This window comes from Aeromonas sp. FDAARGOS 1408 (assembly GCF_019048665.1).
GTDB classification, from domain to species: Bacteria; Pseudomonadota; Gammaproteobacteria; order Enterobacterales; family Aeromonadaceae; genus Aeromonas; species Aeromonas dhakensis.
The window spans coordinates 1,573,433-1,594,242 of record NZ_CP077394.1 but is presented as its reverse complement, the minus strand read 5'-3'; the positions used below and the strand labels follow the sequence as shown (position 1 = coordinate 1,594,242).

Sequence of the window (20,810 nt, the reverse complement as noted above, 5' to 3'; positions counted from 1 at the left end):
GGCGGCCTGACCGTACCGGCGCATCAAACATAACCATTCGTGCCACTCGCCTGCTGACAATAGACCGGATTGCATCCCTTCGGGAGCCATGCCGGGTTTTTATGCCCGGCCATCGATTGTCTGCTGACAAGCTGAATCGTTTCACCTACACTCAGACTGAATCGTTTCAGCGAATTGATCAAGTACCCACAAAGAGTGGTTTTCAATGATATGATCCCGCGCACACTTTTCGGTGCCCTCACCAGGCAGTGCCCGTGGGCCTAGCAACTCAAACAGAGCCAATATGATGAAACTGGATGAAATCGCCGCCCTCGCCGGTGTCTCGCGCACCACGGCCAGCTATGTGATCAACGGCAAGGCCGACCAATACCGCATCAGCCAGGCTACCCGCGACAAGGTGATGGCGGTGGTCACCGCCCACAACTACCAGCCGGACAGCCGCGCCGCTTCCCTGCGCGGTGGCCAGACCAGGACCCTGGGCTTCATCCTGCCCGACCTTGAGAACGCCAGTTACGCCAAGCTCGCCAAACGGCTGGAGCAAGGGGCGCGGGTACAGGGTTATCAGCTGCTGATCGTCTGCTCGGAAGATGACCCCGCCACCGAGAAGGAGCTGGCCGAGATGCTGGCCAGCCGCCACGTGGATGCGCTGCTGGTGGCCAGTTGCCTGCCGCCCGAAGATCCCTTCTACCTCGGCCTGCAGACGCGCGGCATCCAGGTGCTCGCCATCGACCGGGCCATGGCGGCCGACAAGTTCGTCACCGTCGCCAGTGAAAACCAGAAGGCGAGCTTTGATCTCACCGCCTCCCTGCTCTCGCCGGCAATCACGCACATCGCTTTGATCACCGCGCTGCCGGTGCTCACGATCAGCCGTGAACGCAAAGCGGGCTTCGAGCAGGCTGTTGCCAGCCACAGCACGGCTTGCCATCTGTGTGAAGGGGCCCACTTCTCCCGCGCCGAAGGCTATCGCCTGATCAAGACGCTGCATCAACAGCTCGGCCAGCTGCCCCAGGCACTGGTGGCCACCTCCTACATCCTTATGGAGGGGGTGCTCGACTATCTGCTTGAGCAGGAGACCGACATGAGCCGGCTCGCCATGGCCACCTTCGGCGATGATCGTCTGCTCGATTTCCTCCCCTTTGGCATCAACTCCCTGCCCCAGCAGCACGATGCCCTCGCCAGCCAGGCGCTGGAGCTGGCCCTCAAGGCGATTGGCGGCGAATACCAGTGCGGCCTCCACTATGTGAGCCGCACCCTCAAACGCCGCCGCTGATCCCCTCTCCATGGCGCACCGCTGCGGCCCAGTTCGCAGCGGCGCGTTTTTTTCACTAGCCTAAAACCATATCTGTCATCATTTATTTCCACATATTCTGCCAACCCAGTACAAAATCCGCTTTTTCAGGCTTGTTTCCACCATTTTGATCCGTTAACTTGGCAACCAACTTTTACAACCACAGGTTTTTCGTAACGATGGGTTCACTCCGATATTGCTAGCCTCCGGTCTCGACCCCGGAGGCGCCTTGCCAACACCTCATATGCCTGCTGTGCACCGCGCAGTTTCTCGATTCGGATGGACACCATGAACACCAAAACCCTGGGATGTACCCTGTTGATTGCCGGCACCACCATAGGCGCCGGCATGCTGGCCCTGCCGCTGGCCTCTTCGTCGCTCGGCGGCCCCGCCACCCTGCTGCTGATGATCGGCCTCTGGGCCCTGATGGCCTTTACCGCCATGCTGCAGGTGGAAGCCAGCCTCAACACCGGCAAGTGGTACCTGCACCAGCTGGCGGATCACTTGCTCGGCCCCTGGGGCAAGCGCATCGCCTCCTTCTGCATCCTGATGCTGTTCTACTCGCTGGCCTCCGCCTACATCAGCGGCGGCAGCAGCCTGCTGGCTCAGGCGCTGGCCGATGCCGGCCTCCCCCTCAGCCAGGAGCAGGCGGCCTGGGCCTTTACCCTGTTGTTTGGCGGCATGGTCTGTGTCGGCACCAAGCAGGTGGATTACCTCAACCGGCTGATGTTCACCGTCAAGCTGGTGATCATGGTGGCGGTGCTGGCGCTGCTGCTGCCGCGCACCGAAGGGCAGCACCTGCTCTCCCTGCCACTGGGTCAGGGGCTGCTGCTGGCAGGTCTGCCGGTCATCTTCACCTCGTTCGGTTTTCACGGCTCCATCCCGAGCGTGATGCTCTACCTGGGGGACTGCCCCAAGCAGCTGCGCCGGGTCTTCGTGTGGGGCTCTGCCCTGCCGCTCATCCTCTACGTGCTGTGGCAGGTCGCCATCCTGGGTCTGCTGGGTCAACAGGCCCTGCTGCAGAGCGGTGGCGCGCTAGACACCCTGCTGGCCAACGTCGGCAAGCTGGTGAGCTGGCCCGCTTTCAACCAGGCCATGCACCTGTTTGCCGATCTGGCGCTGGCCACCTCCTTCCTCGGGGTGACCCTGGGGCTGTTTGACTTCATGGCCAAGGTGACCCGTCGCAAGGACAACTGGCAGGGTCGCACCCAGACCGGCCTCATCACCTTCGTACCGCCCCTGCTGTTTGCCCTCTACTTCCCGCAGGGCTTCATCATGGCGCTCGGCTACGCCGCCATTGCGCTGGCGATACTGGCGGTACTGCTGCCGGTGGCCCTGGTGTGGCAGAGCCGCAAGCAGGCCGAGACGCACCACTACCGCGCCCCGGGTGGCGTGCTGGCCCTGGGCCTTGCCGGTGCCATGGGCGTGCTGATCGTCGGGGTGCAGGTGAGCGTCAGCATGGGACTGCTGCCGGCGCTCTAAGCCATAGCCGGTATTGAATCCCCCAATGACAAGGCCCCGCCAACGGATGTTGACGGGGCCTTGTCATTTCCGCTGCGGCCATCGCAGTGGCGCCTTCTCCCCGCAACAGTCAGGGCACGTTCCAGGCTTGGGCTGAGCCACCACCAATACAGCAAAGCCCTGCCAGAGTGGCAGGGCTTTTTGCACTCTTCAGCGGGACAAGTCCGGGCCACAAGCCCGGCTTGTCCGCTGAGTTGGCTTAACGAGCCGAGACAGTGATGCTGGCCAGATCGATCAGGTTGACCGGCCCGCCCCGCCCGCCGGCATCGTTGTAGGTATCGTTCGCCTTCAGATAGCTCATGTTATAGAAGTCGCTCACCAGGATGTCGTACTGCCCTGCCGGCACGTTAACGATGACAGGGGTCGAGTCTCGCAGCGGTTTGATCTCTCCCTCCTTCATTACATGGGGCATCTGCACAGTGCCACCTGCGACCACCTGGCCCTTGCTGAGCACGGATATCCGCTTCACCCCGTTGGTCACCCCCAGATTGATGGCGTGCTGGGCATTGCTGTACTGCAGGCGAATGGCACGCTGACCATCCAGTGTGACATTGCGCACCAGGACGGTATCTTCCGGGCGGCCCCAATCTTTCAGATAGGGCATGGAGATGGCCGCATCGGCCGCCGTGAGGGTGCCGGTATGCGACACCGTGACAGCATCGACCGCGATGCGCCGGGTCTCTGGCTGGTAGCACACCGGCTTGGCATGATGGGAGCGGTTACCGGACTCGGGATAGATGGCCTCCGCGCTGTAGCAATAGGCCATGCCAGGTTGCAGCCGCAGGTCGTCGACCCACTCCCCCGCCGTCTCGAGTCCCTTGGCGACCAGCTTGCCATCGCGATACAGGTTGTAACTGAGCGCCCCTTTATTGACGCTGTCCTGCCATGTGACGACCAGCTTGCCAGCTTGCTCGGTCACTCCCAGCAGGGTGGGCTCGGTCGGTGCGAATACCTTGCGGTTTTCCACGTCCAGCGGTGCCACGTCCTCGATCAGGCGGATCCCCTGTTCATCGGCGATGCCGGCCCCCAACTGGACCTCGATCTGGTTGTTGGCAGCCAGCATATCCTCGCTGATCAACTCCCCTACGGGGGCACCGTTGAGCATGATGCCGCGCACCGGGTAGTAACTGCCCTCCTCCCCGACATCCGGAAGCAGCAGCTTGATCTCGATCTGCTTGCCACGGTAATTCAGCCCCTTGAGCACGGCCTCGGGTCTGGCGCCCATCAGCCTGTGCAGGTGACTAGTGACAAAGGGCAAGACACGGATCCCCTGCTCTTCCACGTTGTAGCCAAACAGGGTGTTGGTCACCATGCCGAGATAGCCACCAACGGACCAGAGCTGGCGCTGGGAGTTGATGACAGGCCCCGTCAAGTCGGGTTGAGCCAGATCCATCAGAGAGGGTTGGCCCGAGAGCCATTCCAGATTCTCCATGTTGGAGAGGTTGAGCGCGGCCCCGCGCATCATGGAGTCGACATGGCGATCGGCCACGGCCACGTTCTGCACCCTGGCCGCCGCCTTCAGCCCGTAGGCGGAGACAAAGGGCCAGATGGCACGGTTATGGTAGACCGGCATATCGGGCTGCTGCGGGAAATAGACAGGGGCACCATAAGGCCCAATGGGATAGCGGCTGACGATCTCCCTGGCCTGCGCCTCATCGGCAATGCCCGCCAGAATGGCAAGGGACTCCCCCAGCAGATCGAACTTGTAGGCCGGGCTCGGATCCGTGGCGGTATTGATCAGGCTGGCATACATCTTCTCATCTACCAGCCAGAAGGCCCGATTGATGGCCTGCTTGAGCGCGGCGGCCCATTGGCTGTAGCGAGTCACCAGTTCATCCTGGCCCAGCTCGGCGGCCAGGTGTGCTGCCAGCATCAGACCCTGGTAGTGGAGGACATTGGTGGAGAGGGATTTACTCATGCCGATGTGGGCGATATCGGTCTTGATCCACTTGGCATAGGTCTGGTCACGCCAGTCAAGGAAGGATTGCTCCCCGCCATAGAGGCCATCGCCATTATCGAAGGCCGCCAGGCGATCGCTCTCAATGGTATTGCGCAGCCCCTCAAACGCCTCGGGCAGGAAGGCGCTGCGCTCCTCGGTGGGCAATGCCGCCAACACCTGCTCGGCCGCCAGCGCCCACCCCATGCGATCGGTGCTGATGGGCCAGCTGCCCCCCGTGCCCGTATCCTGAATGATCTGGCGCCCCTGCGGGATCAGGCCGTCGAGACCCTGCTTCAGCTCGGTTCTGAAATCGGAGAGCTTGAACTGCAGGGAGTTACGCGCCCGCTGCGGATCCAGCACCCCCAGCCCCAGATCGGTGGCGTAAGAGAGATCCCGCGTCCAGACATAATGCCACTTGGCCCCCGTTTCGAAGCAGTCGCAGGGGATCGCCTGACCGCCGCCGTAACTGCCATCCTTGACCTGGGACACGCTGTTTTGCCGCATCTCGTGTGTCGCCAGCGTAAACAAGGCGTCAAACACCATGTTGCCCGAACGCAGCCGGGGCAGATCGGCCTGCTCCTGATAGGTGGTGAAGCTATCCCCCGGATCCCGCAGCTCCTGGGTCGTCGACTGGGCATAGCTGCGATAGTCGGCCCCGGCCTGCTTGACCGAGAAGGTGGCAACCTCCTTGACCCCGGGTATATGGGTCTGGTATTCCCGCTTCTCGATAAGCTCATGCCCCTCATGAGGATTGATCAAGCGCAGATCCTCGTCCGTCGCGGCATTGATCAGCAACACAGGGGCCTTTTCATCCTCACTGGCATCGAGGACAAACTTGTAATATCCCGCCTGTGACACCGACAGGGATGCCAGCTGGCAACTGCTGTCACAGCGCTGCATCCTGGCGGGATCATTCAATGACAGGGTGCCGCTGGTACCAAAGCCGATCCCGTCCTGGGCAGAGGCCATCTTAATCTTGTGCTCTCCGGGAGCCAGCCTGGCCACCACCACATAGCGTTTGTCGCCCTGGTAGATCATCTGCAAGAGCGGTTCGAGATTGCCGTCTATGCCCTTCAGATAGAGGTTTTCAGCGTAATTGGGGTCATCACGCACCATGGTAAATTCGACGACGGGGGCCGCCAGATCGGCATTGGTCACCTTGACCTGAATATCGAGCAGCCCTTTTTCGGTCACCACCAAGCGATTGTTCTGTCCGTTATTCTGGTAGTACATGGGATAGCGCCGTTCGGGGAAGATGCTGGTCTCGTTGCGGCTATCGGCAGAAAAGTCAGGATATTTCGTCCATTCGGGGCCCGCGACCTTGAACGGTGACATGCCTGAATTCATCTTCAGGTTGTCCAATCGATATATTCCATCTTTGAAGACCAGTTTGAACTTCTCTTCACGATCCCAACCGCTGAACTCCCCGACCAGATAGAGATCAAAATCCCAGGGGGCTTTCGCCTCAATAGTATTATCACTTGCAGATGAACTATTATCGTTGCAACCGGACAAGAGCATTCCGCCGCACAACAATGACACGGATAAAGCCAATGGATGGATTTTCATATATTCCCTTCGTTACTTTATTTATTATTTCGTTATTCTAATGACAGCCATAAGCTGTATTTTCTAGCCTACACCAGCAGGCCTTGAAAAACACATAGACGACCATAATGGCGGGATAGCCATCATCTATAACCAGGCTGTATTGCGTGATCCCATTCACAAAATAAACTCGGTTACCGGTCAACTCGAATAGAAAACAACGTGAGGAGACACACACAAAAACTGTTGCGGCGACACGGAGGCGATTGACAGTCACCCATGCTTGCACTAGCGTGGCGCTCCGCTTGATCCTGAACGTACGTTATTTCCCGTGGACAAACACCTCAGACAATTCATTGAAGTCGCGACCCACAAAAGCGTGAGTCTCGCCGCCAGGCACATGGGGCTGAGCCAGCCAACGCTGACCCACAACATGAAGAAACTGGAAGAGAGTCTGGGTACGCCCCTGCTCATCAGACAGGCTGGCGGTGTGGCGCTGACGGCAGCCGGCGAGTTGTTGCTGACCCAGGCCCGCATGATGCAACGGATCTACGATGACACCCTCAGACGACTCGCCATCCTGCGCGAGCGAGCAGCCCAGCCCCTGAGAGTGGGAACCGGTCACGCCTGGTGGCAGCATGTGCTGCAACCTGTCACCCTGCATTACCGCGCAGCCAACCCGTCTTGCGCCATCAATATCGAAGTCGGTAATCATCTGCGACTGCTGGACTTGCTCCTGGGCAATCATATCGACCTGTTCTTGGGGCATGAAATCCATGGTCTGGATAAACATTACAGCCTGATATTCATCCCGCTCTTTACCGCCAGCGATGCCGTATTTGTCAGAGCTGGACATCCCCTCTCAGGGAAAATTTGCAGCAAGCAGGATCTGGTTTATTACCCCAGCCTGTTGATTACCACGGATGAACCTAAATATCTTCATCTGGTCGAGGATATGGCAATCAAAAAGCAAGAGCATGAAGAGATGCAGCTCAATGACAAAATCATTTACAGCTCCAATTCGTTGATGGCCGCCATCGATCTGGTGAATACCAGCAATGCGGTCATGCCGTATCCAGGCAGCATGGGAGAATACTTCTCAAAATTCGGTATCGTCCCACTCGAGATGGCGGAGGAATATAACAGAGGCACGGTTGGCATCTATATTTCCCGTGAGAAAATGGATGAACCGAATATTCAAACGCTATGTCAACAGATCCAGACGCAGGTCGGCAAGCGTCGCCATTTGCTTGCAGCCTGAGCCACCTCTTTTCATCCTGCTGCAAACCGCAGGCACAAAAAACCCCGCCAACTTGGCAGGGTTTTCTATTCAACCGTTGAGCGTGGGAGAGAAGCTCCCTAACCGCTTACTGGTTATGGGTAGAACGGCGCGGACGACGAGCCTGGGCCGGTTTGCCGGCACCATCGGCCGGACGCTGACCGCCCTGGGGCTTGGGCTTGCCGCCGTTGCCAGGGCGATTGCCACCACCGTTACCACCGGCGCCATTGCCGGAGCGACCGGCTCCCTGACGCTGGCCTTGACCTTGCGGACGTGGCGCACGGCGCTGCTCGCTCGGATCGCGCGGCTCTTTGCGCAGCGGCGCACCGATACCACGGGCGATGTTATCGAGCGTCTCGCGGGAGGCTTCGAAGCCCGCCACCTGCTCGCAGGGGATGCTCTGCTTGGTCAGCCGCTCGATGGCCTTGATGAGCTTGCCCTCGTCTGCCGCCACCAGGGAGATGGCGTGACCGGCGGCGCCGGCACGGCCGGTACGGCCGATACGGTGCACGTAATCTTCCGCCACGTTCGGCAGCTCGAAGTTCACTACCTGGGGCAGCTTGTCGATGTCGAGGCCGCGGGCAGCGATGTCGGTCGCCACCATGACGCGCACGCTGCCGTCCTTGAAGCCGGACAGGGCGCGAGTACGGGCCCCCTGGCTCTTGTTGCCATGGATGGCGGCGGCGCTGATGCCGTCTTTCTCAAGCTTCTCGGCAACCCGGTTGGCGATGTGCTTGGTGCGGGTAAACACCAGCACCTGCTGCCAGTTGTTGCTGGAGATGAGGTGGCTCAGCAGGGCAATCTTGTTGGCCTTGTCGCACGGGTGCACCAGCTGCTCGATGCGCTCGGCGGTGCTGTTGCGCGGGGTCACTTCGATCACCGCCGGGTTGTCCAGGAGGCCAGTGGCCAGCTCGCGAATTTCGTCGGCGAAAGTGGCGGAGAAGAGCAGGTTCTGACGCTTTTTCGGCAACAAAGCCAGGATGCGGCGGATGTCGCGGATAAAGCCCATGTCGAGCATGCGGTCCGCTTCGTCCAGCACCAGAATTTCCACTTCGTCAAACTTGACGGCGTTCTGGTTGTAGAGATCCATCAGGCGGCCCGGGCAGGCCACCAGCACGTCCAGACCACGGCGGGTCGCCATCATCTGTGGGTTGATGCTCACGCCGCCAAATACCACGTGGCTGCGGATCGGCAGGTGCTTGCCGTAGTTGCGCACGCTCTCGCCCACCTGGGCGGCCAGCTCGCGGGTCGGGGTCAGCACCAGGGCACGGATGCGATTCGGGGAGACCTTGCGCTTGCTCTCGGTCAAGCGTTGCAGCATCGGCAGGGTGAAACCTGCGGTCTTGCCGGTCCCGGTCTGGGCTGCCGCCATCAGATCACGGCCAGCCAGTACCGCCGGGATCGCTTGTTGCTGAATGGGGGACGGGGTGTCGTAGCCTTGCTCGGCAACGGCACGCAACAAGGGTTCGGCCAGACCGAGGGAAGTAAAACTCATAGTTACCTGCTAGGGATAGGGGCGCCGGGGATCCGTGATGGGGCTCCTCTGCTGAGCCGATGCCATCTCGCCAGATCCGGGCCTGTTGAGAACACAACGATTTCCCCGGGGAGCAGAGCAAAGGGGAAAGAATAGGGGCGCAGTCTAACGGAGTTATTGAAGAGAAACGAGAAAAATGTGATGTTCATCCCAGCATGTTTGCCAAAAGCCGGTCACCGTCCCGCCGAGAAAAGCCGTTCAAGAACTCATTCGAATCAGGCTATGCTTGATGCCAGACCATGGCGACGCCGCCGCGGCGATCCTGCAACAAGGAGGTTCAGATTCATGCGTGTTCATTTTCTGCCTGCCGGCCGCTACTGGCTGTTTCTGCTGATGCTTGCCCTCACTCTGCCGCTGCAGGCCAACCCCAGGTTGTCCGTCGCCTGGGGCCACTGGCCACCGTTCAGCTACATCAATGCCCAGGGGACGCTGGATGGGCTGGACGTGAGCCTGACCCGCCAGATCCTGGCCCAGGCGGGGCTCACGCCCCGCTTTCGCAACCTGCCCTGGGCCCGGGCCCTTCATCTAATAGAGCAGCAGCAACTCGATCTCGCCATGGGGGCGCTCGATACACCGGAGCGGCGCGCCTTCGCCCGTTTCTCGGCCCCCTATCGGCGCAGCACCTTCGTTCTGCTGAGCAGCGATCCCATCCCGGGCCAGCGCGAGCCCTGGCAGGATGTGCAGAGCCTGCAGGGGCTCTGCCAGCAAAGCCAGCTGCGCCTTGGCAAGCTGCGCGGCACCCGGCCGACCCAGCTGATGGCATCCTGCCCGGCCCTGAAACAGGCGAGTGAATACAACAGCGACGATCGGTTGATCGATCTGCTGCTGGCCCGCCGCCTCGACGGCATCATCGTCGAGTGGCAATACGCCCGTTATCGCTTGCAGCAACTGGGGGCCGACGGTTTTATCCACTGCCAGCTGCTGCTCCACCACCAGCCGGTCAGCCTGATGTTTGCCAACAGCACCATCGATGACGACACCCTGGCCCGGGTCGATGCGGCGATCGCCAACCTGCCGCCGGCAAGCGGCAACCCCACCCCGCCCACCTGCCGGCTCGACAACCCGGCGGCCGACATGTCCCCCGGCCCAATCGCCAAGAGGGGGTGAATGGCCATCAAAAAGGCGACCCTGAGGTCGCCTTTTCATTGTGTCTGCGGTAGCGCCACTCGATCAGCCGAGTGGTGAACAGGCCGATCAGCGCAGCTGCGGAGTATGCGTCAGCACACCCTGGTTCTGGGCACGGTGGCGCAGCAGGTGATCCATCAACACCAAGGCCAGCATCGCCTCGGCGATGGGCACGGCGCGAATGCCAACGCAAGGATCGTGGCGACCCTTGGTGATCATCTCGATGGCCTCGCCTTCGGTATTGATCGTTTTGCCCGGCACCGTGATGCTGGAGGTCGGTTTGAGCGCCATGCTCACCACGATATCCTGACCCGACGAGATGCCGCCCAGAATGCCGCCCGCATGGTTGCTGGCAAAGCCGGCCGGGGTCATCTCGTCGCGATGCTCGGAGCCTTTTTGTTCCACCACCGCAAACCCGTCACCGATCTCCACCCCTTTCACCGCATTGATGCCCATCATGGCGTGAGCGATGTCGGCGTCGAGACGATCGAACACCGGCTCCCCCAGGCCCACTGGCACATTGCTGGCGATGACCTGTACCTTGGCACCGATACTGTTGCCCTCTTTCTTCAGATCGCGCATGTATTGATCGAGCGCTTCCAGCTTGCCCGCATCGGGGAAGAAGAAGGGATTCTGCTCGATCTGCGCGGCGTCGAAAGCTTCGGCCTTGATGGGACCAAGCTGGGAGAGAAAGCCGGTGATCTCGATGCCGTGCACCTGTTTCAGGTACTTCTTGGCAATGGCCCCCGCCGCCACCCGCATCGCGGTTTCACGGGCGGAGGAGCGACCGCCGCCACGATAGTCGCGCTGGCCGTACTTCTGGTGATAGGTGTAATCGGCGTGGCCCGGACGGAACAAGTCCTTGATGTCGGAGTAGTCCTTGGAGCGCTGATCGGTGTTCTCGATGAGCAGTCCGATGGAAGTGCCTGTGGTCTTGCCCTCGAACACCCCGGAGAGGATCTTCACCTCGTCCGGCTCGCGGCGCGGCGTGGTGTAGCGGGAGGTGCCGGGCTTGCGCCGGTCCAGATCCCCCTGCAGATCCGCCTCGCTTATCTCAAGCCCCGGCGGGCAGCCGTCGACCACGGCGCCCAGCGCCAGGCCGTGGCTCTCGCCGAAGGTGGTAACCCGAAAGAGTTGGCCGAAACTGTTCCCTGCCATGCTTGCTCCTGCTTAGCTCTTGTAAATCGCGAAATGGTCCTGGTACTGCACCAGCTCGGCACGGGTCATCACGAACACGCCGTGACCACCGTTCTCGAACTCCACCCAGGTGAAGGGCACGTCAGGGAACTGGGCTTCCAGATGGATCATGCTGTTGCCCACCTCGACCACCAGCACGCCATCGTCTTTCAGGAAATCGGCGGCATTGGCCAGCAGGCGCTTGGTGAGCTTGAGGCCGTCGGAGCCGGAGGCCAGTGCCAGCTCGGGTTCGTGGCGAAACTCGTCCGGCAGATCCGACATGTCTTCGGAATCCACGTAGGGCGGGTTGGAGACGATGAGATCGTACTTGTCGCCGACCGGCAGATCGCGGAACAGATCGGAGCGGATCGGAATGACCTGCTGCTCCAGTCCGTGATCGTTGATGTTGCGCTCGGCCACGTTGAGGGCGTCGACGCTGATGTCGATGGCATCCACTTCCGCTTCCGGGAACTCGTGGGCCATGATGATGGCGATGCAGCCGGAGCCGGTGCAGAGATCCATGATCCGGGTCGGTTCATCTTTCAGGAAGGGGGCGAAGCGGTTGGCCACCATCTCGGCGATGGGGGAGCGGGGAATGAGCACCCGCTCGTCCACGTAGAACTCCCAACCGGCATACCAGGCCTTGTTGGTCAGGTAGGGGGCGGGAATGCGCTCCTGCACGCGGCGGATGATGAGCTCGGCGATACGGTGCCGTTCGCTGGTGGTCAGGCGGGAGTGGCGCATGGCCGGATCCACGTCCGGCGGCAGATGTAGCGCGGGCAGTACCAGCTGCACGGCCTCATCCCAGGCGTTGTCGGTACCATGTCCGTAGAAGATCCCGGCGTCGTTGAAACGACTCATGGCCCAGCGCAACATGTCCTGGATGGTGTGCATCTCGGCAACCACCTCATCGATAAATATCTTGTCCAAATCCACCTCCAAGTCGAGTAATATCCGGCCCGAGAATTCTATACAGCGAGCAAGACGAGTACCTGATGAAAAAAACGCCCTCACCGACAGACGAGGAAACCCTGCTGTTCCGCGATGCGATAAAAGGTACCCGGAAAATCAAGCAAGATACCATAAGGGCCGAGTTACGCCCGGTCAAGCAGAAACGCGAAATGCGTGAGAGCCGCGAATCCCTTGGGGTTGACCACTATTTCAGCGATGAATACCAGCCCCATCTGGAAGAGGATGGACCGACCCGTTACGTGCGCGAAGATGTGTCGAAATTCGAGCTGAAAAAGCTCAAGCGCGGCAGCTATCCGCCGGAGATCTACCTGGACCTGCACGGCATGAACCAGCAGCAGGCCAAACAGGAGCTGGCGGCCCTGCTGACCCTCTGCCGACGCGAGAACATTCACGTCGCCTCGGTGATGCACGGCATCGGCAAACACATCCTCAAGCAGCGCATCCCGAGCTGGCTGGCCCAGCATCCCAATGTGCAGGCGTTCCATCAGGCCCCCCGCGAGTGGGGCGGTGACAGCGCCATCCTGGTGCTGCTGGATATCGAGGAGTAACGCCTTCGCACCACCCGCCGGCAACGCCAGCGATATCAGCCCCGCAATCAAGGCGCAATAAAAAACCACCGACGTCTGGTGGTGGTTTTTTATTGGTACTGGCACCTCTCCCCTAGCCTGCCGCCTCCACGTAGCGCTTGAAGTTATCGAGGATCCCCTGCCAGCCCGCCTGCTGCTGGGCCGGGGTGTGGCTCGACTCGGCATCGAAGGTCTCCTGCACCCGGGTGCCGCCCGCCTCGCTCGCAAACCGCACATCCACCTCGCGCCCGTCATCCATCAAGAACGAGAGGCGGGTCGGCGCCTCCACCCGGGTAAAGGTACCGGTAAAATCAAAACCGGCGCTGCCATCCTTGGCGGCCATGTGATGGCAAAAACGCCCACCCACCACCAGATCGACCCGGCTGCTGGTGGTGTGCCAGTCGCTGGAGGCCGCATTCCACCTGGCAATGCAGTCCGGATCGTTCCAGGCCCACCAGACCGCCTCTATCTCCTGCTCGATATGAGCCTCGATGCTGATCTTCATCTCGCCCTCCCTGCTTCATTGCGCTGACCAGACCGCTGCGCCGGATCCGGTGCCGTTTGTAGATGCCCGCAAGTAAAGCCCAATCCGGGCCGACCGGCCAGTTTGCCAGAGCGGACGCTCTGTGGCCGGCCCCTGCCCGGCTCCGTCAACCGGGCATCAAAGCGGCCGCACTATACTGAATATCAATATGTTATTCGCCATGGAGGTTGCATGTTCACACAGGGTTCCCACGCCGATATCAAGTCCTCTCTCGATGCCATCGGTGCCGCCGTCGCGGTGTTTTCCCTCGACAAGGACGATCGCTTTACCCTCATCTCCGCCAACGACACCTTTGCCCAGGCTTTCGAGCTGGATGTGCTGGGCTGCATCGGCAAGCGCCTGGGCGAGATGTTTCCCCGCTACATCACCGGCAGCATAGAGCAGCCGATGCACGAGTGTGTGAGCCAGCAGACGGGGCTTGAGAGCGAGCTGCCCATCGATACCCTGTCGCGCACCAGCTGGTGGCGCTTTGTCATCTCCCCCATCATTCCCGAGCAGTCCCGCATCACCCGCATCATGGTCACCGCCATCGACATCACCGCCAAAAAACAGCTGGAGGAGGCGCTCAAAATGAGCCGCAAGCGCTTCGAGGCGGTGGTCAACTCCGCCTATGACGGCATCATCAGCGTCAGCAGCGAGTCGCGCATCGAACTTATCAACACCGCCGCCTGCGAGATGTTCGGGGTGGACGAAAGCTACCTCGGCAAGCGGCTGGAGACCCTGCTGCCCCAGCGCTTTCGGGCCAACCACGACGGCTATTTCAAGGCGTTCAGCAACTCCCCCATCAACTCGCGCCCCATGCACGCCCGCGCCTCCGTGATGGGGCTGCGCCGCGACGGCAGCGAATTTCCGCTGGAGGTGACCATCGCCAAGATCAACCTGGGTCAGACCACCGAGATGACCGCCATCCTGCGGGACATCTCGGAGCGGGCCAAGCTGGTGGAGGAGCTCAAGGTGGCGGCCACCACGGATCCCCTCACCGGGATCGCCAACCGACGCCGCTTCGATGAACTGGTCAAGCTGGAGATGCAGCGCTGCCAGCGTTTCAGTCACACCATGAGCCTGCTGCTGATCGACATCGATCACTTCAAGCAGATCAACGACACCTATGGCCATCAACAGGGCGATCAGGCCATCCTCAGCCTGGTCAAGCGGGTTGCCAAACAGCTGCGGGAGGTGGACATGCTGGGCCGCTGGGGCGGCGAGGAGTTCATCGTGCTGCTGCCGGAAACCTCGCTGGAGCTGGCCTGGGCCAGTGCGGAGCGGATCCGCCTCGCCGTCGAGTCGCAGCTGCATCAGCTGGGCGCAGGCACCGAGGTACCGCTCACCATCAGCGTCGGCATCAGTGCCAGTCTGGGCCCGCAGGATACGGTGGAGCGCATGGTGCGCCGGGCCGATACCGCCCTCTATCTGGCCAAGAAACAAGGGCGCAACTGCTCAAGGAAGGCGCTGCCAGATTCCCCCTGATAGGCGACGCCAAGCCTGATAGACAATCATCAGGCCTGGCGCCTTCCTTCATTCAAGGTAGCGAGACCATGTTCACTGCCCGGCCGGGCAAAGAGACTCAACGGCCCGCCAGCGTCGTCACATGCCAGCGACACCTCCAGCACGGCCCCGTTGGCCAGCTGCCACTCGAAGAAGTCGTCAAATCCCGCCACGGTCAGCGCCCGGATCACCTTGGCCACCACGCCGTGCGCCACCAGCAACACCCGCTCCTGATGGCCGCTCTGCGCCAGTTCTGTCAGTCCCTGCCCGACCCGGGCAATGACTTCGTCCAGCGATTCGCCGCCGGGCGGCGCCTCGGCCCAGCGCCGGGTGATGTTGCGGGCCCACAGCGCAGGGTAGCTCTCCCTCGCCTCTTGCTGGGTCAGCCCCTCGAACACCCCGACATGGCGCTCGCGAAACGCGGGGGCGAGCGTCACCGGCAGCGCCAGCTCGTCCGCCACCAGGGCCGCGCTCTGCCGTGCCCGCAGCAAGGGGGAGCTCAGCAGCCGCTGAAACGGAGCCTGCGCCAAGGCTAGCGCCCTTGCCTGGGCGCTGATCTGGGCCACGCCGGTGTCGCTCAGACCGATATCCAGCGCCCCCTGATAGCGCTCCTCGGCATTGGCCGGGGTTTGCCCGTGGCGCATCACTACCAATTGCATGGTCTGTTCCTTTCATGTTGCCAGCCGCGCTCGCGGCCTCCCTTCGCGTTCACGGTTTGGGCGCAAACTGTTCGAACACCTGCTGACCGGTCAGGGTAGGTGTCTCGTTTTTCAGCTCGTAGAAATCAGGTTTCTCGTCGATGAAGATCTGGCTCGCCAATTGGAAAGATTCGTTTTGAAACAGACCGGCCGGCACTATGTACTCATCCGTCGGCAACAGGTGATAGAAAAGGTGGGTGCCGCAGGTGGGACAAAAGCCCCGCTCCGCCCACTCCGAGGAGCGATAGGCCACCGGGGTGAGTCCGCTAAAGTGCACCTCCTTGCCGCAGTGCACCGCAAACAGCGGGCCGCCCGACCAGCGCCGACAGGTGCTGCAGTGGCACAACCCCACCTCCTTATGATCGCCGGCCGAGACCTCAACCCCGCCACACAGACAATGTCCCTTCATCACTGCTCCTTGCATCTTGTTGTCGCTTGTCGTCGCTGACCTGACCGAGTCATTGCAGCCACTGCCGGATCAGATGAGTACCATGTTGCGCCCTCGTCGGCCACCATCCCCATCACAAAACCGGCTGCGAGATGACTAACAAAGCCGCCGGCCAGCGCTCCTTAATGCAATCCGGCTGCCTTCCGGGTCCTGAAATTTGGCCACCTTGATGCCCTCCCCAACCTCTGTCAGCGGGATTTCGAAATGCACGGCAATAGTGAACATGGGGTTGCTCCCTGATGTTGACTCATTTACGCATACGCAGTGATGCCTTATGACGGGATGGCGGCCAATCCTTTTAACTCTTGCATGTGATCGCCCGATAAAATATCGGCTGGGTGAGGCATGCCTGATGGATTAAATAAGGGGCATTTCAATAAGGCAACACATCATCAATGCCAAACTGAATAAATCTCAGCTGACGGCTCCCCAAGATAAAAAACTGAGTCAGTCCGATATAGATGACTGACTTACTGCATCAGCATCGGCAGCTGTCGGCTATTACCCCCCCTCATTGGGCCCTCATATAAGTGATAAGGGCCGGAGTATCACCCTCTCTTGCCAAATTAAATGCAAGCTCAATTTTTCCATATCGGATATGGAACAAGGGGGACAATATGTCCCCCGAATGGGCTGTAAAAATGTATCAACCGCCTAGCGAATTGATACAGGCCGCTTTGCTTTATTTCGCCGGCACCAGCACCCAGGGATCCCCCTTGCCCGGTTCATTGCCCTGGGTCCACCACTTGGCCTGATAGATGGCCCCCTTGTAGCTCACCTGATTGCCTGCGGTATAGACCTTGCTGGCACTCCAGGCAGGTACATCGCCCACCGAGGGATCGGTCGGGTCAACCGGCGCAGGATCCAGCTTGGCCACCACTCTCACCTTGGGCCAGTTGGCGTGGGAGCCGTAGAAGTTGGTCACGCACTTCTCGTAATCTCCTGGCACCAGCGCCGAGTAGGCGGTCTGGAACCCCACCAGCTCACACTCGAACGAGTAGCCACCTGGCCGATCCGGGTAGTATTTCCAGTTGCCGTCCCAGTTGGTGTAGAGCACGTCGGTGGCGCCGTTGAGGTTGAGGCTGCCATAGGGAGTCTGCTGCCAGCAGGTGTTCTTCTCGTCGGCCTTGAGCGGGATCTCGTAATGCTTGGCCAGCCCTTCCCAGTAGCGGATGCGGTTGACCGGCTGACCCTTGTCCTTGTTCTGCTCGCCGCACTCGATGCCGCCGTTGATGACGTTGATGGTGGTGCCAAAGCCGTAGCCGATGCCGGCGGCGATCTCGCGCTGGGAGGGCACCCAGGTGCGGTCAATCACGTGCAGCATGGCGGGCTTGGGAGCCTGCGGGGTCAGGAAGAACCAGATGGCGGAGGCGAGGTTGAGCCAGGAGTCCGCCACCAGCCCTGGGTTGTTGAGCAGCACGGACGCATCGCCGTCAAACATCGCCTCGGAGAAGGCGCCGTAGTTGAAGTGGTAAGAGAGCTGCTTGGCGCCGCGGCCGAAATAACCCTGCCCTGTGCTGCAGGGCCACTTCTTGTTCTGCCAGTCGTTCTGGCCGCAGCCTGTGGTGTAGCCGGTCTGCCCCTCCGACCAGCCCATCTCGCGCACGTGCACCAGCGCCTGTTGCCACTCCTCCAGTGCCAGCGGGTTGTCGGAGATATTCTCCTTGGCTATGTGGCCACCGGTCTCCTGGGCAAAATGGGCAAAGGCGGTGATGATGGATTTTTTGCAGATGGCATCGGCATCGCGACCATCGGTATATTCACCGCAAAAAGCTGGGAATTTACCGACCGCCCGCAAGAAACGCTCGTAGGTATATTCCGGCGCCGCCATCTGGGTTAAATAATCCCAGTCCGATTCGGTGAATACCCGCTCGACCCGTTTGACGTTATCCGGATTGCTCGCTGCCCTCGGTTTGATGGCATCGACAATGGTATTGGAACGGGTCGCCAACGCCTTTGCCCAAATCCCGTACATGGGATTGGCCGTCTTGGTTTTTTCAACCGCGGCCAGATCCGGTGCGGCGATCACATATCCACCGGCATTTTGTGGGTCGGGTTGAATATTCATGGCATGACTTGGCAATGCGCAGGCAGCCGCAACCAGCCAGGCACAATGTGTAGGCTTGAACATAACAGACAGTCCTTATGTCAGAATAACGTCGGGATAAGAGTCGCCTCGAGAGTAATATTATTGGCCACTAAATTCACGATGAAAATTAAGAATGTTATCGGAACTGTGAGCCAATTCACTCTGTCGGTCGGCCGCCATAAAATGCATTGTGAACCGATGTTTTGACGCGGCGGCCTGATATATGTAAATAAACCGAAGAAAAATGAAAAAATAGCGATAAAGCCGCTCTTTCAACGAAACAAACGCCCCAATCGGCGACCTCGAAGGGTAAACAGCAAGCCGCTGCAACAGACCCCGCAACGACGGGGCCCGCCGCTTATTTTTCTGGCGTTCGCACCGCACGGATCAGGATATTGCGGGGGGTCATGGGTTTGTCGCAAAACTCGCCCACCTCCACCCGGTAGCCCTGCTCCTGCAGGAAGAGGGCGCGATCCAGCACCAGCCAGAGCTCCAGCGGACGGCGAAACAGGTGACGCACCAGCTCCATGCGGGCGACATCGCCATAACGCGCCTCCCCTTTTGCCAGAAACCCGGCGTAGTCGAGGCCGGCCGGCAACAACAGTCCCTTTCGCTCGGCCGCCCAGCCACAGAAATCCTCGAAGGTGCCGGTCAGCAGGCTCTTTTGCATGTTGGGCACCGGCAGATACTCATCTACCCCGCGCACCTGGCGCTGCAGGCAGTCAAAGGCCAGCCGCCAGGCTACCTCCTGCTCGCGCAGGCGAGCGATGCGGGCGCCGCCGGTGACCGTCTCCTGCAACGGCAGCTTCAGATCGCTCTTGGCAAGCTGCAGCGCACTGGCCTTGGCCGGGCCGGAGAGCGGGCGGTAGTGGCTGGTGCGGATCAGGTGATAACAGCAGGGGGAGAGGGTCACCCCCTCGGCACCGCGCGCCGCCACCTGTTCAATCAGATGGGTGTGCAGCTCGCCGCAGGCGTGCAGCGCCATGGCGTGATGGGCCGGTGCAATCAGCTGGGCGGTCTCATCGGCGAAGGCATCTGCACAGACAAATGCCATCCGGGCACCGTCGCGGGCGGCCAGCAGGCGCCCCTCTTCGCACAGGGGCGCCTGCAGCTCCAGGCTCAGCACCTCGGCCTGACGGTGCAGGGAGACCAGCCGCCCCAGGTGGCCCTTGCCCGCACACCATTCCAGATAGGGGCCACGATGGGCGGGTAGGCAGGCGGTGAAGGCTTCAATCTGGGCCTGCTTGCGCCCCGGCATGTACATCGCCATGGTCCGCTCGCACGGGATGGGCTCGCCCGTCAGGGTCGGCAACGCGCTCAGGGCATGCAGCGCCGAGCCCTGCGGGATCCAGGGGGCCAGCAGCTCGCACAGGGCTGGCATGTCGCCATCGAGCCGCTCAATCTCGACCAGCGACAAGGCATTGAGCCGCTCAGCCAGCGCCGGCGCCGTCTTGGCAAAGGCGAGGTCAAGGTGATGATAGGGTTGGTATTGCCACCAGTGCCGGGCTTCGCTCAGCAGTCGATCCAGTTGTTGAAAACGTTGAGCCAGCACGCGCGCCCCTGTTCTGCCGTCAAAATGGAGGCTCATTCTAGCGATCCCGCGCCAAAAAGCACTCTCATCCATGCTGCGCCGGCGTGGTTGTGCCACCATCACCGGGCTTCAGCACGGGCAAAGAGAGTCCCTTAGGTCAATCCCTCCGGCCCGCCATAGGCCTGCGGCGGGGCTTAGCCTGACAAAGAGCGGGGTTTTGTGGTATATTCCGCCCCTTCATTATCTTGGCCTGCCCAGCGCGGGCCATTTTACCAACGTGAATGGAACCAAAACATGACCATCAATGCCATCCTGCAAGCGCGCGCGGGCGCCAAGTGTGAACTGTGCGGTGCCGAGCAGGCGCTGACTGCCTTCGCGGTCCCCCACTCTCCGGCCAGCGATGATGATCACAGCGTTGCCCTGTGCGACACCTGCCGTGGCCAGCTGGAGCAGCCAGAAACCACAGTGGTCAACCACTGGCGCTGCCTGGGTGACAGCATGTGGAGCCAGGTCCCTGCGGTACAGGTCATGGCGTGGCGCCAGCTGAAAAACCTCTCCACCCAGGGCGAGGTGTGGGCCCAGGACATGCTGGACATGATGTACATGGAAGACGAGACCAAGGCCTGGGCCGAAGCGGGCATGGCCAGCGACGATGACGACAGCGTACCGACCGTCGACTCCAACGGCGCCGTACTGGTCGAAGGTGACTCGGTAACCCTGATCAAGGATCTGGACGTCAAGGGGGCGGGCTTCACCGCCAAGCGCGGCACCCTGGTGAAGGGCATCCGCCTCACCAACAACCCACTGCACATCGAAGGCAAGGTCAACGGCGTGCAGATCGTGCTGGTCGCCGCCTACCTGAAAAAGGCCTGATCGTCCTCACGCACCGATAGCAAGAGCGCCCCGCGGGGCGCTTTTTTTATGGCTGCCAATTGCCCTGCAGCGACCCTGTTCTGGCTTCGTAGCGTCGCAGCACAAGGCCCTACGCCGGCATGCTGTCTGCCGTTATTTTGAGCGAAAGGTTGGTGTCATCAGCTACCCTGTGGCACTCTGGGGGTTCATGGACT

17 protein-coding genes are annotated in these 20,810 nt (G+C 60.9%); 7 read left to right on the top strand and 10 right to left on the bottom strand.

Going from position 1 to position 20,810, the window contains the following annotated elements; genetic code table 11:
• Positions 1-283: 283 nt before the first annotated feature.
• Positions 284-1,270 (top strand): catabolite repressor/activator, encoded by a 987-nt coding sequence (cra, locus tag I6L38_RS07470; RefSeq protein WP_019838764.1) that lies wholly within the window; start codon positions 284-286, stop codon positions 1,268-1,270.
• Between the two features lie 306 nt (positions 1,271-1,576).
• Complete coding sequence (locus I6L38_RS07465) at positions 1,577-2,770, top strand: aromatic amino acid transport family protein (protein ID WP_005300609.1); 1,194 nt, start codon at positions 1,577-1,579, stop codon at positions 2,768-2,770.
• Between the two features lie 238 nt (positions 2,771-3,008).
• On the opposite strand, the gene I6L38_RS07460 is transcribed toward I6L38_RS07465, so the two are convergent.
• Complete coding sequence (locus tag I6L38_RS07460; RefSeq protein WP_216989345.1) at positions 3,009-6,110, bottom strand: hypothetical protein; 3,102 nt, start codon at positions 6,108-6,110, stop codon at positions 3,009-3,011.
• Between the two features lie 517 nt (positions 6,111-6,627).
• Here I6L38_RS07460 and I6L38_RS07455 point away from each other — a divergent pair.
• Positions 6,628-7,557, top strand: a complete 930-nt coding sequence (locus I6L38_RS07455; protein WP_126881897.1) for a LysR family transcriptional regulator — start codon at positions 6,628-6,630, stop codon at positions 7,555-7,557.
• A 106-nt stretch (positions 7,558-7,663) separates the two neighbouring features.
• Here the strand turns inward: I6L38_RS07455 and I6L38_RS07450 are convergent, their stop codons facing one another.
• Positions 7,664-9,070 carry a DEAD/DEAH box helicase gene (locus tag I6L38_RS07450; protein WP_216989344.1) on the bottom strand — a complete coding sequence of 469 codons (1,407 nt, stop codon included), beginning with the start codon at positions 9,068-9,070 and terminating at the stop codon, positions 7,664-7,666.
• Positions 9,071-9,394: 324 nt separating this feature from the next.
• Between I6L38_RS07450 and I6L38_RS07445 the strand changes: the two genes are divergently transcribed.
• The gene (locus I6L38_RS07445) at positions 9,395-10,216 is read left to right on the top strand and encodes an ABC transporter substrate-binding protein (protein WP_216989343.1); all 822 of its coding nucleotides are present in this window, start codon (positions 9,395-9,397) and stop codon (positions 10,214-10,216) included.
• Positions 10,217-10,303: 87 nt separating this feature from the next.
• On the opposite strand, the gene aroC is transcribed toward I6L38_RS07445, so the two are convergent.
• Together aroC and prmB are read right to left on the bottom strand one after the other, a co-directional pair.
• Complete coding sequence (gene aroC, locus I6L38_RS07440) at positions 10,304-11,392, bottom strand: chorismate synthase (RefSeq protein WP_010634057.1); 1,089 nt, start codon at positions 11,390-11,392, stop codon at positions 10,304-10,306.
• Positions 11,393-11,404: 12 nt separating this feature from the next.
• Entirely contained in the window at positions 11,405-12,340 is a 936-nt protein-coding gene (gene prmB, locus I6L38_RS07435; RefSeq protein ID WP_005300587.1) for a 50S ribosomal protein L3 N(5)-glutamine methyltransferase, read from the bottom strand.
• Between the two features lie 65 nt (positions 12,341-12,405).
• Between prmB and smrB the strand changes: the two genes are divergently transcribed.
• The gene (smrB, locus tag I6L38_RS07430) at positions 12,406-12,930 is read left to right on the top strand and encodes an endonuclease SmrB (RefSeq protein ID WP_017764564.1); all 525 of its coding nucleotides are present in this window, start codon (positions 12,406-12,408) and stop codon (positions 12,928-12,930) included.
• Positions 12,931-13,042: 112 nt separating this feature from the next.
• On the opposite strand, the gene I6L38_RS07425 is transcribed toward smrB, so the two are convergent.
• A complete protein-coding gene (locus I6L38_RS07425; RefSeq protein ID WP_065017657.1) occupies positions 13,043-13,453 on the bottom strand; it encodes an SRPBCC family protein in 411 nt (136 codons plus the stop codon).
• A gap of 210 nt (positions 13,454-13,663) precedes the next feature.
• Between I6L38_RS07425 and I6L38_RS07420 the strand changes: the two genes are divergently transcribed.
• The gene (locus I6L38_RS07420; RefSeq protein WP_017780146.1) at positions 13,664-14,959 is read left to right on the top strand and encodes a diguanylate cyclase; all 1,296 of its coding nucleotides are present in this window, start codon (positions 13,664-13,666) and stop codon (positions 14,957-14,959) included.
• A gap of 29 nt (positions 14,960-14,988) precedes the next feature.
• Here I6L38_RS07420 and I6L38_RS07415 read toward each other — a convergent pair whose 3' ends face one another.
• The 5 genes from I6L38_RS07415 to I6L38_RS07395 all read right to left on the bottom strand — a co-directional run bounded on the left by I6L38_RS07415 (position 14,989) and on the right by I6L38_RS07395 (position 19,800).
• The gene (locus I6L38_RS07415; RefSeq protein WP_216989342.1) at positions 14,989-15,636 is read right to left on the bottom strand and encodes a histidine phosphatase family protein; all 648 of its coding nucleotides are present in this window, start codon (positions 15,634-15,636) and stop codon (positions 14,989-14,991) included.
• A 49-nt stretch (positions 15,637-15,685) separates the two neighbouring features.
• Entirely contained in the window at positions 15,686-16,084 is a 399-nt protein-coding gene (locus tag I6L38_RS07410; protein ID WP_017788011.1) for a GFA family protein, read from the bottom strand.
• Positions 16,085-16,219: 135 nt separating this feature from the next.
• On the bottom strand, positions 16,220-16,348 hold the full coding sequence (locus I6L38_RS07405) for a glyoxalase (RefSeq protein ID WP_216989341.1): 129 nt from the start codon (positions 16,346-16,348) through the stop codon (positions 16,220-16,222).
• Between the two features lie 457 nt (positions 16,349-16,805).
• Positions 16,806-18,254, bottom strand: a complete 1,449-nt coding sequence (locus tag I6L38_RS07400; protein ID WP_201883137.1) for a chitinase — start codon at positions 18,252-18,254, stop codon at positions 16,806-16,808.
• A gap of 316 nt (positions 18,255-18,570) precedes the next feature.
• On the bottom strand, positions 18,571-19,800 hold the full coding sequence (locus tag I6L38_RS07395) for a methyltransferase (RefSeq protein ID WP_201883135.1): 1,230 nt from the start codon (positions 19,798-19,800) through the stop codon (positions 18,571-18,573).
• A 237-nt stretch (positions 19,801-20,037) separates the two neighbouring features.
• Between I6L38_RS07395 and I6L38_RS07390 the strand changes: the two genes are divergently transcribed.
• A complete protein-coding gene (locus tag I6L38_RS07390; RefSeq protein ID WP_216989340.1) occupies positions 20,038-20,616 on the top strand; it encodes an alkylphosphonate utilization protein in 579 nt (192 codons plus the stop codon).
• Positions 20,617-20,810 lie beyond the last annotated feature (194 nt).

Excerpts from the sequence above, each read along its gene's own strand:
- cra (WP_019838764.1), top strand. The coding sequence starts at position 284 with ATGATGAAACTGGATGAAATCGCCGCCCTCGCCGGTGTCTCGCGCACC.
- I6L38_RS07465 (WP_005300609.1), top strand. The coding sequence starts at position 1,577 with ATGAACACCAAAACCCTGGGATGTACCCTGTTGATTGCCGGCACCACC.
- I6L38_RS07450 (WP_216989344.1), bottom strand. The coding sequence starts at position 9,070 with ATGAGTTTTACTTCCCTCGGTCTGGCCGAACCCTTGTTGCGTGCCGTT.
- I6L38_RS07445 (WP_216989343.1), top strand. The coding sequence starts at position 9,395 with ATGCGTGTTCATTTTCTGCCTGCCGGCCGCTACTGGCTGTTTCTGCTG.
- aroC (WP_010634057.1), bottom strand. The coding sequence starts at position 11,392 with ATGGCAGGGAACAGTTTCGGCCAACTCTTTCGGGTTACCACCTTCGGC.
- smrB (WP_017764564.1), top strand. The coding sequence starts at position 12,406 with ATGAAAAAAACGCCCTCACCGACAGACGAGGAAACCCTGCTGTTCCGC.
- I6L38_RS07425 (WP_065017657.1), bottom strand. The coding sequence starts at position 13,453 with ATGAAGATCAGCATCGAGGCTCATATCGAGCAGGAGATAGAGGCGGTC.
- I6L38_RS07420 (WP_017780146.1), top strand. The coding sequence starts at position 13,664 with ATGTTCACACAGGGTTCCCACGCCGATATCAAGTCCTCTCTCGATGCC.
- I6L38_RS07415 (WP_216989342.1), bottom strand. The coding sequence starts at position 15,636 with ATGCAATTGGTAGTGATGCGCCACGGGCAAACCCCGGCCAATGCCGAG.
- I6L38_RS07410 (WP_017788011.1), bottom strand. The coding sequence starts at position 16,084 with ATGAAGGGACATTGTCTGTGTGGCGGGGTTGAGGTCTCGGCCGGCGAT.
- I6L38_RS07405 (WP_216989341.1), bottom strand. The coding sequence starts at position 16,348 with ATGTTCACTATTGCCGTGCATTTCGAAATCCCGCTGACAGAGGTTGGG.
- I6L38_RS07400 (WP_201883137.1), bottom strand. The coding sequence starts at position 18,254 with ATGTTCAAGCCTACACATTGTGCCTGGCTGGTTGCGGCTGCCTGCGCA.
- I6L38_RS07395 (WP_201883135.1), bottom strand. The coding sequence starts at position 19,800 with ATGAGCCTCCATTTTGACGGCAGAACAGGGGCGCGCGTGCTGGCTCAA.
- I6L38_RS07390 (WP_216989340.1), top strand. The coding sequence starts at position 20,038 with ATGACCATCAATGCCATCCTGCAAGCGCGCGCGGGCGCCAAGTGTGAA.